This window comes from Mycobacterium sp. BK086 (genome assembly GCA_004362315.1).
In the GTDB taxonomy this organism is placed as follows: domain Bacteria; phylum Actinomycetota; class Actinomycetes; order Mycobacteriales; family Mycobacteriaceae; genus Mycobacterium.
On sequence record SNWL01000004.1, the window covers coordinates 681,727 to 696,502 of the forward strand.

The window sequence follows — 14,776 nt, forward strand, 5'->3', positions numbered from 1 at the left end:
CGAAGCACACCGAAAAGCACGTGTCCCAAGGTGATCCACAGAAGTCCTGATCCCGGTCCACAGCTCATAGACAGATGCGCTGGGTCACCGAGGCGATGGTCGCCCGCAGTGTTCCCCCGTCCGAAGCGGCCATGCGGACCGCCCATCCCGCCCCATTGGGCAGGTCGCTCACCGCGAGGTGGACACGGCTGTCACCGGTGAGCACATTCAGCGATTCAAGATCTCGCGGCAGTGCCGCCGTCACAGTGTCGAACTCGCCGGCAAGATAGACGGTGCCGAAAGCCGTTGGGGCATTGCGGACCCGGGGCATCGTCTCGAGCATCTGAGCGTCGTTGGTGAGAAGAGTTCCGTCCGGCGCAGTGACGGCGACGGTCGACTCGTAGCAGCCGAATGACTCGTCGGTGAGGTCGGGATGGAGCACGACGGCGTCGACGACCAGCGCCCGACCACCCGGCGCGACACTGATCTCCGTGCGCTGCCGGTACCGCGCGTGCGCAGTGAGGATCCGCGGTGACGGGTCGAACAGCAGCCGGCTGCTCGCGTCGACCACCAGGCGGGTGTCCTCGACCGCCGGCTCACCGCCGGGAACGCCGCTGACAACTGTCGCGCCCTGGCCTCGCACCACCGCGTACCCGTTGTCGACCACCTCGATCCGCTGTTTGACGACATCGCCGGGAATGATCGTGCCCGCGCAGTTCTGCACCGTCACCGACCCCACGCCGGTGCGCGTCGGGTCGGCGAAGACACGCCCGATCATCAGCGGCCACCGGTAGCGGCGCCGGATCAGGTTGGTGCCCGCACCGACGTTGGCGAACCTGAGGTCCAGGGCATGACCGCACCCGCTGCTCACACAAACAACACTTCGTGTTCGAGCATCTCGATCAGCGCTTCGATTCCCTCGCCGCTGCGCGCATTGGTGGTGAGAACCGGTCGACCGCCGCGGACCTCGCTGGCCTCCTCGAGCATCATCGGCAGATCGACGCATACATGGGGAGCGAGATCAATCTTGTTGACCACCAATAGATCACACCGCAGGACGCCGGGTCCTCGCTTGCGCGGTATGTCGTCCCCGCCCGCGACGTCGATCACGAACATCCAGTAGTCGACCAAGTCCCGGGAGAACGTCGACGCGAGGTTGTCACCACCGGACTCGAGCAGCATCAGCTCGGTGTCGGGGAAGGCCGCTTCCAGGTCGTCTGCGGCGGCGATGTTCAACGACGGGTCCTCGCGGATGACGGTGTGCGGGCAGCCGCCCGCCTCGACAGCCCGCACTCGCAGCGGGTCGATCAGCCCGGAGCGGCGGATCCGCTCGGCGTCCTCGGCCGTGACCAGATCGTTGGTGATCACCGAGATCGAACGCCCGCGCCGTGCGAATCCCACGAGCAAGGCCTCGATGATGGCGGTCTTGCCCGATCCGACCGGCCCGCCGATACCGATCCGCGCGGCTTTCATCGCAACATGTACTTTCGCGAAAAGGCCACGGTGGCAGCCGGTTCGGCGGTGAGTAGTGCGCCGTCGGCGCGGACTTCGAACGTGCGGGGATCGACCTCGACATGTGGAAGGGTGTCATTGCGCACCATGTCCTTCTTACGCAACCCACGTACCGATGCGATCGGCAGCACGTTCTTCCGCAGAGCGAGCTTGTCGGGTACCCCCGCGTCGATCGCGAGCGAGGACATGAACACGAACCCGAGTTCGGCGGCGGCGCTGCCAAGCGCTCCCCAGTTGGGACGGGCGATGATCGGCTCCGACGACGAGATGGACCCCGCGGCGTCACCGAGTGCCGCCCAGGCGATCAGCCCGTTCTTCAGTACCGCTTTGGGTTTGACACCGAAGAACGCGGGCTGCCAGATCACCAGGTCGGCGACCTTGCCCACCTCGACAGAACCGATATGGGCGGCGGCGCCGATCGAAATCGCCGGATTGATGGTGAGTTTCGCGATATAGCGCTTGACCCGTTCGTTGTCCGCGGCAACCGTCGTCTCCTCCGGCAACCGGCCGACGCGCTGCTTCATCACGTCGGCGAGCTGCCAGCAGTTGGTGATGTTTTCGGCAAGGCGGCCCATCCCCTGGGTATCGCTGCCGAAGATCGAGATGGCTCCCATATCGTGCAGGAAGTCCTCGGCCACCATGGTCTGCGGCCGGATCCGGGCTTCGGCGAACGCAATATCCTCTGGCGCTTCCCAATTCATCAAATGCGCGATCATCGTCATCGGCACGCCTTCGTCCAGCCCGGCGACGGTGTAGGGATTCGTCGGGTTGGTCGTGCCGGGGATGACGTTCTCGTAGCCAACACAGCGGATCAGGTCTGGTGCGTGCCCGCCGCCCGCGCCTTCCACGTGGTACATGTGAATCGTCCGGCCATCGATCGTCGACAGTGTCCGTTCCGAGAACCCGAACTCGTTGATCGAGTCGGTGTGCAGATGCACCGCGAAGTCCGCGGAATCGGCTGCCTGCAGCGTCTTGTCGATGACCGCGGGTGCCGCTCCCAGATCTTCGTGGATCTTCACCGCCCCGGCGCCCGCGGCCACCGATTCCAGGACCGCCGCCGGATCCGAAGAGCCGCGGCCGAACGCGACAAAGTTCATCGGCGTGTATTCGCCTGCCTGCAGGAAAAGCCCAAGGTTACGCGGACTTCCGGTGGCGACTTCGAACGTCGGTCCCAGTGACCCGCCAATCAGGGTCGTCGTCCCGGTCGACAGTGCATGCTCGACTTGCTGCGGCGAAATCAAGTGAGCGTGGGTCTCGATGGCACCGGCCGTCACGATCATGCCTTCGGCCGGGATCGGTGTGGTGCTGGTGCCCACGACCATTCCCGGCGTGACGCCGGGCATGGTATCCGGGTTCCCCGCCTTGCCGATCCCGACGATCCGGCCATCACGGATCCCGATGTCGGCCTTGATGATTCCCGCTACCGCATCGACGATGACAGCGTTGCTGATGACGTAGTCGAGGGCATCGTCGCTCGGCTTCGACGACGGGCGGTATCCCTCGCCGTCGCGCACCGACTTGCCCGCACCCGCGAGCAGCTCATAACCGGGCACCAGGTAGTCCCGTTCGACTTCGACGAAAAGGTCCGAATCGGCGAGGCGGATCCGGTCGCCCGTGGTGGGGCCGAACATGCGGGCGTAAGACTGCCGGTCGATGAATGTCATTGCGCCACCACCACGTTGATCGGGACCAGGTCGACCTCGACGGGGATACCCGGCTCAAACCTCACCCCGCTGCCGGAGGCTACATCCAGCTTGTGGCCGAGCGCTGCGGGCCGGTCGAACTCGAGGGCGGGATTGGTCTCGAAGAAGTGCGCCTGACTGCGCACCTGGATGTCCCGGTCCCCACGATTGACGACGGTCAGCGTCACTCGCGGTGCGCCAGGGAACAACTCGATCGGCTGATCGCCGACGATGATCTCACCGGGGCGGATGTCGTTCTCCCCGGGGATGATCGGGTCGATCAAGGTCACCAGCTTGGTTCCGTCCGGGAATGGGGCGTCGATCGCGACGATGCGGACCATGTCGGGCACACCGGGTTCACAGAGGTCGGCGGTGAGTATTGCTGCGGCGCGGTCGATCACCTCGTCGTAGGCCATGTTCTTGCGCGCCGCGAGCATCACCTCGTCGGTCAGCAGGGCGATGGCTTCGGGATGACTCAGCCGGATACCTTCGCGCAGGTTGCGCCGGGCCAGCTCGGCGGCGTTGAAAACGAGCAGGCGTTCCATCTCGGTGGGTGTCAGATTCACACGATCTCCTTCAACTGGCGAACAACCGCACACCCTCGCGGTGGCGCTGAGCCGCGACGTCTGCGTAGGCGGTGAACCCGGCGGGTTCCTCGGGCGGCCTGCGCCGCAACAACTCGACAAGTAGCGGGCTGGCAGCCGCGACAACCCGCTGAGCGCCGAGATGGCCGCAGATGTCGAGACGTACTGCGGCGCTGGCGATTCCGGAGATCACTTGCCAGCCGGCGACCGCCTCGGCCGTCTCGAGGGACAGCCCTGCGGCGCGCAGGCAGATCGCCTGGACGACAGCCAGGTGACCCGGCACGGTTCCAGCGAGCACCAGTCTGCGATAGTCGGCGAGCCCCGGGTCGATCACTGCGGCGAAGGTGGCAAGGGTGGCGGCACCGGCCCGGCGGGAGGCCTCCCGCAGCACGGACATCGTCGTGACGGCATCGGCGAACAGATCCACGGCCGAGGGATCCGGCGCGGCCCACGCCCGGCGCAGCAGGACCCTGTCGCGCCGATGCCAGTTCCCCTCGAGCTGTTCGGCGAGGAAGGCCGACACATCGTGCTCGTCCTGAACCAGCCCGTCGCGGTGGGAGCCCTCCAGCCCCGAGGAGAACGCGAACCCACCCGACGGAAATGCGCTGTCACCGAATCGGATCGCCGCCAGTAGCTGATCGAGATCATTCATCAAGCGACTCGACCCGTCCGTTGTCGAGCAGGTCGGCGATCCGTGCGCGGTACTCGGATCGCGGGCCTTCCAGATGGACCACGAAGGTGTCGTCGCGCTGGTCGACTTTCCAGTGCAGGTGACCGGCGAGAAACCCGAGGCGCAGCGCGGCCGCGACATCGTTGGCCCGCACTGTCATCGTTTGCGGAGCGCCGGCCCGCACGACGACGGCGTGGTCGGCTTCCAGCAGCAACACCGCTCCGTCACCGAGCGCGCTGTCCCTCGGCAGCACGATCGCGTAGTCGGTTCCCGCATCCGAGGTCGCCCGCAGCCGTCTGCGGTGAAGGTCGTGGATGTCGAGATGGATGCTCTCGAGGCCGTGACGATGGCTCAGCTCGTGCAGGCGCTGCGCGACGGCCCGATCCGTCGCCCATCCAACGATCTCGTCGAGGAGCCGCATTGCGCTAGTTGACTACGACCCGGGGTCGCCGAGGTTCGGTGCCGGTTTCGTCGTGATTACGCCGTAGAGCGGTGGCGGAGGGATTTGAACCCCCGGACGGTGTTAGCCGTCTCTCGCTTTCAAGGCGAGTGCATTAGGCCGCTCTGCCACGCCACCGCCGATAAGCGTAGCGGTTCAGACGCGGCCGACCTTGGCCGAGTTGCCGCCGCCCTTGAGCGAGGCGCTGATGCGGCGGCAGTTCTCCCCCATCGCCGCCATCTGCGGACGCGACAGCGGACCCAGGAAGGTCTCCCGGACACCCGTCGCGTACGTCAGCATCGCGTCCTCGACAACCGCGCGTCCTTGCTCGGTGATCCCGGCCAAGACTCCGCGTCCGTCGTCGGGGCTGGCTTCCCGGTGCACCAGGCCCGCGGTCTCCAGCCGACGGATCTGACGTGTCACTCGGCTCGGCAGCGACATGAGCTGTTCGGCCAGATCCCCCATCCGCGCCGCACCGGTTTCCGAGTTGTCCAATATCTCCAATAGACGGACGTCGACCAAACTCAATTTGTGCTTGTCGACGAGTCCGCGATTCAGTGTTCCGTACAGCCGCAGTGCCGCGTCGAGGAAGTTCTGCCAAGCTCTCTGCTCGGCTATGTCCAACCCCGGCATCTCACTGGCGGTCCGCCCCGCAATCATCCCTCCCATAGCGCAATCGTAAGCGACACAGCGCGGTACGAGGCCGAAATGACTCGGGAGTAACCTGATCCGATGCTGGCCATCGTCGCTGAATCCACTGACCGCCTCAATTGGCACGAGGTGCCAGATGTTTCACCAGGAAACGGCGAGGTGTTGATCAAGGTCACCACCGCGGGCGTCAATCGCGCCGACCTGTTGCAGGCCGCGGGCCACTACCCTCCCCCGCCCGGAGCCAGCGACATCCTGGGCCTCGAGGTCTCCGGTGTCATCGCCGCCGTGGGCGATGACGTGTCGGAATGGGCTGTCGGACAAGAGGTTTGCGCGCTGTTGGCCGGTGGCGGCTACGCGGAGTACGTCGCGGTGCCCGCCCCGCAGGTCATGCCCCTCCCGCCCGGAGTGAGTGTGGACGACGCGGCCGCCCTGCCCGAAGTCGCGTGCACGGTGTGGTCGAACCTCGTCATGACGGCACACTTGGCACCCGGCGAAACGCTCCTTATCCACGGCGGCGCCAGCGGTATCGGCACGCACGCGATCCAAGTGGCCAAGGCTCTGGGCAACCGGATCGCGGTGACCGCGGGCTCGAAATCCAAGCTCGAGCTCTGCGCCGAACTGGGCGCAGACACGCAAATCTCCTACCGCGACGAGGATTTCGTCGCGTCCGTCAATAATGCCACCGATGGTCGCGGCGCGGACGTCATCTTCGACATCATGGGCGCGGCCTACCTGGATCGGAACCTCGACGCGCTCGCGCCCGACGGCCGGCTTGTCATCATCGGCATGCAAGGCGGGATCAAAGCCGAACTGAACATTGCCAAAATGGTCCCAAAGCGGTTGAGCGTGATCGCCACATCGTTGCGGGGGCGGCCCGTCGACGGCGCAAACGGCAAGGGCGCCATCGTCGACGCGGTCGTCGATTCGGTGTGGCCGATGATCGGCGACGGCCGGGTGCGCCCGATCATCGGTGCCCGCTTCCCCATCACCGAAGCGACCGAAGCGCATCGGGTGCTGGCCTCCGGTGAGACCTCCGGCAAGATCTTGTTGAGTGTCGGGGACTGAGCTTCAGCCCAGCGACGCCAGCGCCCGCACCAGCTGATCGACCTCGGCCATGGTCGAGTAATGGGCCAACCCGACGGTGACGGCGCCACCGATGTCGTTGACCCCGATCAGGTCGAGAACACGCGAACTCGCGTTGGAAACAGCCAGGATTCCGTTGTCGGCCAACCGCTGCACCACCCGCTCGGCGGGCACCCCGGTGACGGCGAAACTGACTACCGGGATGTGTACCTCGGGCCGCCCGATCACCATCACCAGGGGCAGCGACCGCAGCGACCCCATCAGATAGTCGAACAGCCCGGCGAGGTACGAACCCGCGGATTGCATTGACAGCGCGAGCCTTTCGCGGCGCGTGCCGCGCGCCGACTCGTCAAGGCCGGCCAGGTATTCGATGCTGGCGACCACACCGGCCAGCAGTCCGTACTGATGTGCACCCAACTCGAGACGCTCCGGGCCGGTGGCATGTGGGTTCATCGACACCGATCCGAAGCTGTCGATGAGCGAGGGATTGCGGAACACCAGCGCACCGATCGGCGGACCACCCCACGCCGGCGCATTGAGCGCGACGACGTCGGCTTCGATCTCGTCGATGTCCATCAACTGATACGGCGCCGCGGCCGAATGGTCCACGACGACGAGCCCGCTGACGTCGTGCACCAGTTTGGTGACCGCCCCGACATCGGTGATCGTGCCCAGCGTCGACGACGCCGACGTCATCGCCACCAGCTTGGTGGGCGGAGTGATCAGACCCTCCCACTGCCACGGCGGCAGCTCACCGGTTTCGATGTCGACCTCGGCCCATTTGACCTTGGCCCCGTACCGGTTGGCGGCGCGCAGCCACGGCGCGATGTTTGCTTCGTCATCGAGCCGGCTGACGACCACTTCGTAGCCGATCCCGGCCCGTGAGGACGAAGCGTCGGCCAGCGACGTCAGCAGCACCGACCGGTCGGCGCCGAGCACCACTCCGCCGGGGTCGCCGTTGACGAGGTCGGCCACCGCCTGCCGAGCCGCCTCCAGGACCGCGACGCTGCGCCGTGCCGAAGGGTGGGGACTGGCCGTATTGGGTACCGAACCACGGAACGCGGTGGAGACCGTCGTCGCGACCGACTCGGGGATCAGCATCCCGGCCTGAGCATCGAAGCGCATCCACCCGTCGCCCAGCGCTGGGTGCAGCCCACGCACCCGGGCGACGTCGTATGCCATGGAGACCACCTTAAAGCGTTGGTGATTGCACGATCGAGACAGCGAGGGCGCCTGCGGTCCCCGAAAGCAGGATCACCTGGGCAGCCATACTAGTCCAGTGAGCTTCGCGTTCGGACTGATGATCGCGGTCTTGTTGCTGATCCTGCCGGGTGCGGTAGTAGCGCTGGCCGGCCGGCTGCGGTGGTTCGTCGCACTCGGGCTCGGACCGGTGCTGACCTACGGCGTTGTGGGCCTGGCCATCATCCCGTTCGGTGCGATCGGGATCCGCTGGAATACCTGGACCGCACTCCTTGCCCTGGCCATCGCGACGGCGGCGGTGTTCGGTTTGCGGATTCTGCTCGCCCGGTACCGATCCGCCGACCCGGCCGCCGGGGCACCCTCGGTGTGGCCCGCCCTGACGGTGGCGGCGGGCGTGATCCTCGGCGCACTCTTCGTCGCGATCGCGGCCGCCAAGGGCATGCCGCACTGGCAGTCCATCCCCAGCAACTGGGACTCCGTCTGGCACGCCAACACCATCCGCTGGATCCTCGACACCGGCCAGGCGTCTTCGACCCACATGGGCGAACTGCGCAACGTCGAAACCCACGACCCGCTCTACTACCCATCGGTGTTTCACGCGCTGGCCGCGGTGCTCGCCCAGTTGATCGGCGCCGCACCGACCACTGCGTACACGCTGAGCTCGCTGGCGGCGGCGGCGTGGCTGTTCCCGCTCAGCGGTGCGCTGCTGACCTGGCAGCTGGTTCGACCGCACATGTCGCAGTGGCGCACCGCGGGTGCCGCGGCGACCGCGGCCGCGCTGTCGGCATCGTTCACCGCGGTGCCCTACGTCGAATTCGACACCGCCTCGATGCCCAACATGGTGGCCTACGGGCTTGCCGTGCCGGCATTCGTGCTGATCACGTCGTCGCTGCGGCACCGGGACCGGATCCCGCTGGCGGTGGTCGCGCTGGTCGGGGTGTTCTCGGTCCACATCACCGGCGGTGTGGTGGTGGTGACGTTCGTGGTGGCGTGGTGGCTGTTCGACGCGCTGTGGCGACCGGTGCTGGGCCGGCTGCGGGACTTCATCACCCTGGCCGCGATCGCCGTGCCGACGCTGGCGGTGCTGCTGCCGCAGTTCCTGGGGGTCCTGCAGCAGGCCGAGGTCATCGCCGGGCACGCCTTCGTCACCCATCAGGGGCGCAAGCGGACGTTGTTCAACGCCGTCGTCCAGCACACCCGCCACCTCAACGACTTCCCGATCCAGAACATCCTGATCGGTTTGGCGGGCGTGGGGTTCGTGCTGCTGCTGACGAAGCGGATCTGGTGGCCGGCGGTGGTCTGGTTCGCACTGATCGTGTCGATCGTGCATTCGGGTGCGCCGTTCGGCGGCCCGGTCGGGACGATCGTCGGCAGGTACAGCGACCTGTTCTACAGCGACCCGCGCCGGTTGTCGGCGGTGGTGACGCTGCTGCTGACCGCGATGGCCGGGATCGCGCTGTTCTCCGCGGCACTGCTGGTGGTGGCGGGCGCGCGGCGGCTGACGCAGCGCTGGGCCGCCGACCGGGACCCCGACCGCGGCTTCTGGATCGGCGCCACCGCGGTACTGCTGCTGGCCGTCACCGTCGGGTCGGCCTGGCACTACTTCCCCCGGCATCGCTATCTGATCGGTGAGAAGTATGACCGGGTGATCATCGACGACAAGGACTTGGAGGCGATGGCCTACCTGGCCACCCTGCCCGGAGCGCGCGACACCGTGATCGGCGATGCCAATGTCGACGGCACCGCCTGGATGTACGCGGTGGCCGGCCTGCACCCGCTGTGGACGCACTACGACTATCCCGTCCAGCAGGGACCGGGCTATCACCGCTTCATCTTCTGGGCCTACGCCGACGACGCCGACCACGATCCCCGCATCGCCGAGGCCGTGAAGGCGCTGAACATCCGCTATGTGTTGACTTCTACGCCGGTGGTCCGCGGGTTCGTGATGCCCGACGGACTAGTGTCACTAGACAAGTCCAAGTCGTGGGTGAAGATCTACGACAACGGCGAGGCCCGCATCTATGAATGGCGCGGAGAGGGAACGCTCACTCCATGACGACGAACACAGACGACGACAACATCGAGATCATCACCGGTCCCAGCGACGGATCCGAGAGCGATGATGACGGCCACTCCATCACCGACCTGGTCGAGCAACCGGCCAAGGTGATGCGCATCGGCACCATGATCAAGCAGCTGCTCGAAGAAGTGCGGGCGGCACCGCTGGACGACGCGAGCCGCAGCCGGTTGCGTGAGATCCACCAGACGTCCATCCGCGAGCTCGAGGACGGCCTGGCCCCTGAGTTGCGCGACGAACTGGAGCGCCTGGCCCTGCCGTTCTCCGAGGACACCATTCCGTCGGATTCCGAATTGCGGATTGCGCAGGCACAGCTGGTCGGCTGGCTCGAGGGTCTGTTCCACGGAATCCAGACCGCGCTGTTCGCCCAGCAGATGGCCGCGCGAGCCCAGCTGGAGCACATGCGCCAGGGCGCGCTGCCGCCCGGAATGGGACAGCCCGGCCCTCCTGGAGTCCCCGGTCACGGCACCGGGCAGTACCTGTAGACGCGCGGTGTCTGCCGACGATCCCTTCATCGAAACCCGGGACGCCTGGGTCGAGTTTCCGATCTTCGATGCCAAGACGCGCTCGCTGAAGAAGACGTTCCTGGGCGCGGCCGGCGGCGCGATCGGACGCAACACCGAGAACGTCGTCGTCATCGAGGCGCTGCGGGACATCACACTGTCGCTCAAGATGGGCGATCGGGTGGGCCTGGTCGGCCACAACGGCGCGGGCAAGTCGACGCTGTTGCGGCTGCTGTCCGGGATCTACGAACCGACGCGCGGTTCGGCCACCGTCCGCGGCCGGGTGGCCCCGGTGTTCGATCTCGGCGTCGGGATGGATCCGGAGATCTCCGGCTACGAGAACATCATCATCCGCGGCCTGTTCCTGGGGCAGACGCGCAAGCAGATGCTGGCCAAGGTCGACGAGATCGCCGACTTCACCGAACTCGGCGAGTACTTGTCGATGCCGCTGCGGACCTACTCCACCGGTATGCGGGTGCGGCTGGCCATGGGCGTTGTCACCAGCATCGACCCGGAGATCCTGTTGCTCGACGAGGGCATCGGCGCGGTGGATGCCGAGTTCCTGAAGAAGGCCCAGTCGCGGTTGCAGAGCCTGGTCGAGCGATCCGGAATCCTGGTGTTCGCCAGCCATTCCAACGAGTTCCTGGCGCGGCTGTGCAAGAACGCGATGTGGATCGACCACGGCACCGTCAAGATGACCGGCGGCATCGAAGAAGTGGTGCGGGCCTACGAGGGTGAAGACGCCGCGCGCCACGTGCGGGAAGTGTTGGAGGAGCACAGATCTGATTGGTCGGACGGGGTCGCCACCCCGTGACCGAGATGGTGTGCGCCGTCGTCGTCACGCATCGCCGTCCCGACGACCTGGCCAAGTCATTGGACGCGCTGAGCACACAGACCCGCATGGTCGACCACCTGATCGTCGTCGACAACGATTCCGACGAGCGGGTGCGCGATCTGGTCGCCGGCCAGCCGGTGCCGTCGACCTACCTCGGCTCCCGCCGAAACCTCGGCGGGGCAGGCGGATTCGCGTTGGGCATGCTGCACGCTCTGACGCTCGGAGCCGACTGGGTGTGGCTGGCCGACGACGACGGACGCCCCAAGGACGCTTCTGTGTTGGCGACGCTGCTGGCGTGCGCGGCACGGCACCAGCTGGCCGAGGTCTCGCCGATGGTGTGCGATATCGACGACCCCGACCGGCTGGCCTTCCCGCTTCGCCGGGGTCTGGCGTGGCGGCGACGGGTGTCGGAATTGCGCGTCGACGGCTCCGGTGACCTGCTTCCCGGGATCGCGTCACTGTTCAACGGTGCGTTGTTCAGCGCTGCGGCCGTGGAAGCCGTTGGTATACCGGATATTCGGCTGTTCATCCGCGGCGACGAGGTGGACATGCATCGGCGACTGGTGTTGTCGGGCTTGCCATTCGGGACGTGTCTGGACGCGACGTATCTCCACCCGCAAGGCAGTGACGAGTTCAAGCCGATCCTCGGCGGCCGCATGCACACCCAATATCCGGACGACCCGACCAAGCGGTACTTCACCTACCGCAATCGCGGCTATCTGCAGGCACAGCGCGGCCTGCGGAAGCTGGTGCCGCAGGAGTGGGTGCGGTTCGGGTGGTTCTTCTTGGTACAGCGCCGTGACCCCGCCGGTTTCGCCGAATGGATTCGATTGCGCCGCTTGGGTAGGCGGGAAAGGTTCTTCCGGGGCGAGCGAAGCGACGGGAAAGGTACACGATGACATTTGTGGACGCCGCGGCTCAGTCCAAGACGTTCAGCCGGGCATGGGGTGACCTGGCGGACGGGTACCGCAAGCGTGAGCTGTGGCTGCACCTCGGATGGCAGGACATCAAGCAGAAGTACCGCCGCTCGGTGCTCGGCCCGTTCTGGATCACGATCGCCACCGGCACCACCGCCGTCGCAATGGGTGGGCTCTATTCGCAGCTGTTCCACCTGGAGCTGTCCGAGCACCTGCCCTACGTGACGCTGGGACTGATCATCTGGAACATGATCAACGCCGCGATCCTCGAGGGCGCCGACGTGTTCATCGCCAACGAGGGTCTGATCAAACAGCTTCCGACGCCGCTGAGCGTGCACGTCTACCGCCTGGTCTGGCGGCAGATGATTCTGTTCGGGCACAACATCGTCATCTACGTGATCATCGCGATCATCTTTCCGAAACACTGGACGTGGCCGGACTTGGCCGCGATCCCCGCACTGCTGCTGATCATGCTCAACTGCGTGTGGGTGTCGTTCTGCTTCGGCATCCTGGCCACCCGCTATCGCGATATCGGGCCGCTGCTGTTCTCGATCGTGCAGCTGCTGTTCTTCATGACGCCAATCATCTGGAACGACAACACCTTGCGGGAGCAGGGTGCCGGCCAATGGGCGAACATCATCGAGCTCAACCCGCTGCTGCACTACCTGGACATCCTGCGCGATCCGCTGCTGGGCGCCGACCAGCACTGGCGGCACTGGGCAGTGGTGATCGGGCTGACGATCGTCGGCTGGCTGGTCGCGGCATTTGCGCTGCGGCAGTACCGGGCCCGCGTGCCGTACTGGGTCTGAGGTCTGGCCGGTGACGTCCCCCACGGCGTTCATCGGTCGCGTCGACCACGCGTTGGAATGGGCCTAGAGCATGCCGAGACCGGGCGGCACGGTCGATATACCGCCTGACCAGCGCTAACGCGCCTGTCGGTGGGACAATCTAGACTCGAACATGTGTTCGATGATCAGATCGTGTCGCAAACCCTGCCGAGCTGCTAGCCGCGATCACTGAGTTCGACCGACGTGAAAAAGAAGCAGCGGCGCTGCAGTTTGTGCTACTTGGAGAGTTGGTGCGGCGATGGTTCAACGACATATCGCTTGAGATTCAAGGCACTCCGCTGCCGGCGTGCTCGTCGTACGGACCGACGACTGGACGCGATAGATGAGCGACGCGGCGGCGGTCGCGGTGGCCGAGATCGAGAGCGGCGCCCGCATGGCGGCCCAAGGTGAGGGGCGTCGGCTGGCGGGGATCGCGGACTTGGTGCGATTGCGCTGTGCTGGTGAGGAGCATGCGTGGTGGGCCTGTGATGACTGGGATGCGACGGCCGCTGAAATCTCGGCCGTTCTCGGTGTCACGCACGGTCGGGCATCGGCGCACATGAATCTGGCGTTGTCGCTATGCGACCGGCTACCTCGAGTGAATGCGTTGTTGATGGCGGGATCGCTGAGTTACCGGGTGTGCGAGGCGATCGTGAGTCGTACCGACCTCATCGGTGACCTGGCGACATTGGCGTTGGTTGATGCTGCGATCGCCGAGCACGCAGTCTCGTGGGGTCCGATGTCGGCTCTGAAACTGCAGCGCGCCATTGATTTTTGGGTCGATCGTTATGACCCGGGTGCGCTGCGACAGGCTCAGTCCCGAGCCCGGGATCGTGAGATCGGTATCGGCAGCCCGGTGGGCGGAGTGGCCGAGATTTGGGGCCGGTTGCAGGCCACCGATGCCGCCGTGCTGGACCGAAAGCTCACCCAGATGGCGCATTCGGTGTGTGAGGACGATCCGCGCACGATCGGGCAACGCCGCTCCGACGCCATGGGAGCCATCGCCGCTGGCTCGGATCATCTGGCATGCCTCTGCGGGAACTCTGACTGCCCCGCCGTCGGCGAGGACGCACGGGCAGCCAATGTAGTCGTCCATGTGGTCGCTGACGCCGATATTCTCGACGCTGCACCGGATCCGGCGATGCACGGGGAAAAGCCCGACCCGCAACCGCAACCCGAGACGGAGCCAAAGAAGTCTGCCGGGAGTGGGGTGTCGACCGGCAACCGAGGGATCGTGCCCGCCCCGCTGCTCGCCGAACTCATCAAGGCCGGCGCCAAAGTCCGGCCGCTCCGCCGCCCGGGTGCGGAGCCTGAACCGCAGTATCGGCCCTCGACGGCGTTGGATGAGTTCGTCCGGCTGCGCGATATGACGTGCCGGTTCCCGAACTGCGATATGCCGGCCGAGTATTGCGATGTGGACCATACGATCCCGTGGCCGTGGGGCCCCACTCATGCCTCGAACCTGGCCTGCAAATGTCGAAAGCACCACCTGCTCAAGACCTTCTGGGCCGGCTGGGGCGATCAACAGCATCCTGACGGCGCCATCACCTGGACGTCGCCAACGGGTAGAACCTATCGCACTCAGCCCGGCAGCCGATTCTTCCTGCCGCAGTGGAATGTCACCACCGCCACCCTTCCCCCACCAGTCGGGCAACCTCCATCGACCATCGGCATCATGATGCCGACTCGGCGAAAGACCCGGGCCGCCCAACGCGCCTACCGCATCGCGGCAGAACGCAAACTCAACGACGCCCGCGTCGCCGAGCGCAACAAACCGCCACCGTTCTGATACGAGGCGGCGTCTGGAGTTGCCGCGT

Annotated in this window: 15 protein-coding genes and 1 tRNA gene; 7 read left to right on the forward strand and 9 right to left on the reverse strand. The window is 66.1% G+C overall.

Annotated elements, in window-relative coordinates; translation table 11 throughout:
* Positions 1 to 64 precede the first annotated feature (64 nt).
* The 8 genes from EV580_RS14085 to EV580_RS14120 all read right to left on the reverse strand — a co-directional run bounded on the left by EV580_RS14085 (position 65) and on the right by EV580_RS14120 (position 5,535).
* Positions 65 to 850 (reverse strand): urease accessory protein UreD, encoded by a 786-nt coding sequence (locus EV580_RS14085; RefSeq protein WP_353619847.1) that lies wholly within the window; start codon positions 848 to 850, stop codon positions 65 to 67.
* Positions 847 to 1,452 carry an urease accessory protein UreG gene (gene ureG, locus EV580_RS14090; protein WP_133691786.1) on the reverse strand — a complete coding sequence of 202 codons (606 nt, stop codon included), beginning with the start codon at positions 1,450 to 1,452 and terminating at the stop codon, positions 847 to 849. The genes EV580_RS14085 and ureG overlap by 4 nt, the downstream gene beginning before the upstream one ends.
* The gene (gene ureC / locus EV580_RS14095) at positions 1,449 to 3,155 is read right to left on the reverse strand and encodes an urease subunit alpha (RefSeq protein WP_133691787.1); all 1,707 of its coding nucleotides are present in this window, start codon (positions 3,153 to 3,155) and stop codon (positions 1,449 to 1,451) included. Before ureC ends, ureG begins: the two co-directional genes overlap by 4 nt.
* On the reverse strand, positions 3,152 to 3,739 hold the full coding sequence (gene ureA, locus EV580_RS14100; protein ID WP_133691788.1) for an urease subunit gamma: 588 nt from the start codon (positions 3,737 to 3,739) through the stop codon (positions 3,152 to 3,154). Before ureA ends, ureC begins: the two co-directional genes overlap by 4 nt.
* Before the next feature lie 10 nt (positions 3,740 to 3,749).
* Positions 3,750 to 4,409, reverse strand: a complete 660-nt coding sequence (locus EV580_RS14105; protein ID WP_133691789.1) for an urease accessory protein UreF — start codon at positions 4,407 to 4,409, stop codon at positions 3,750 to 3,752.
* The gene (ureE, locus tag EV580_RS14110; RefSeq protein ID WP_133691790.1) at positions 4,402 to 4,848 is read right to left on the reverse strand and encodes an urease accessory protein UreE; all 447 of its coding nucleotides are present in this window, start codon (positions 4,846 to 4,848) and stop codon (positions 4,402 to 4,404) included. Before ureE ends, EV580_RS14105 begins: the two co-directional genes overlap by 8 nt.
* A gap of 69 nt (positions 4,849 to 4,917) precedes the next feature.
* Positions 4,918 to 5,004, reverse strand: a tRNA-Ser gene (locus EV580_RS14115).
* 18 nt (positions 5,005 to 5,022) lie between these two features.
* Positions 5,023 to 5,535 carry a MarR family winged helix-turn-helix transcriptional regulator gene (locus EV580_RS14120; RefSeq protein WP_133691791.1) on the reverse strand — a complete coding sequence of 171 codons (513 nt, stop codon included), beginning with the start codon at positions 5,533 to 5,535 and terminating at the stop codon, positions 5,023 to 5,025.
* A 63-nt stretch (positions 5,536 to 5,598) separates the two neighbouring features.
* On the opposite strand from EV580_RS14120, the gene EV580_RS14125 reads away from it, so the two are divergent.
* On the forward strand, positions 5,599 to 6,582 hold the full coding sequence (locus EV580_RS14125; RefSeq protein WP_133691792.1) for an NAD(P)H-quinone oxidoreductase: 984 nt from the start codon (positions 5,599 to 5,601) through the stop codon (positions 6,580 to 6,582).
* A 3-nt stretch (positions 6,583 to 6,585) separates the two neighbouring features.
* On the opposite strand, the gene EV580_RS14130 is transcribed toward EV580_RS14125, so the two are convergent.
* Positions 6,586 to 7,782, reverse strand: a complete 1,197-nt coding sequence (locus EV580_RS14130) for a cysteine desulfurase-like protein (protein ID WP_133691793.1) — start codon at positions 7,780 to 7,782, stop codon at positions 6,586 to 6,588.
* 97 nt (positions 7,783 to 7,879) lie between these two features.
* On the opposite strand from EV580_RS14130, the gene EV580_RS14135 reads away from it, so the two are divergent.
* The 6 genes from EV580_RS14135 (at position 7,880) to EV580_RS14160 (ending at position 14,748) form a co-directional block, all read left to right on the forward strand.
* Entirely contained in the window at positions 7,880 to 9,856 is a 1,977-nt protein-coding gene (locus tag EV580_RS14135; protein ID WP_133691794.1) for a DUF6541 family protein, read from the forward strand.
* Complete coding sequence (locus EV580_RS14140; RefSeq protein ID WP_133691795.1) at positions 9,853 to 10,362, forward strand: bacterial proteasome activator family protein; 510 nt, start codon at positions 9,853 to 9,855, stop codon at positions 10,360 to 10,362. The genes EV580_RS14135 and EV580_RS14140 overlap by 4 nt, the downstream gene beginning before the upstream one ends.
* Positions 10,363 to 10,369: 7 nt before the next feature.
* On the forward strand, positions 10,370 to 11,194 hold the full coding sequence (gene wzt / locus EV580_RS14145; RefSeq protein WP_133691796.1) for a galactan export ABC transporter ATP-binding subunit Wzt/RfbE: 825 nt from the start codon (positions 10,370 to 10,372) through the stop codon (positions 11,192 to 11,194).
* Positions 11,191 to 12,114, forward strand: a complete 924-nt coding sequence (glfT1, locus tag EV580_RS14150) for a galactofuranosyltransferase GlfT1 (protein WP_166654699.1) — start codon at positions 11,191 to 11,193, stop codon at positions 12,112 to 12,114. Before wzt ends, glfT1 begins: the two co-directional genes overlap by 4 nt.
* On the forward strand, positions 12,111 to 12,941 hold the full coding sequence (gene wzm, locus EV580_RS14155; RefSeq protein ID WP_133691797.1) for a galactan export ABC transporter permease subunit Wzm/RfbD: 831 nt from the start codon (positions 12,111 to 12,113) through the stop codon (positions 12,939 to 12,941). Before glfT1 ends, wzm begins: the two co-directional genes overlap by 4 nt.
* A 361-nt stretch (positions 12,942 to 13,302) precedes the next feature.
* On the forward strand, positions 13,303 to 14,748 hold the full coding sequence (locus EV580_RS14160) for an HNH endonuclease signature motif containing protein (RefSeq protein WP_133691798.1): 1,446 nt from the start codon (positions 13,303 to 13,305) through the stop codon (positions 14,746 to 14,748).
* Positions 14,749 to 14,776 lie beyond the last annotated feature (28 nt).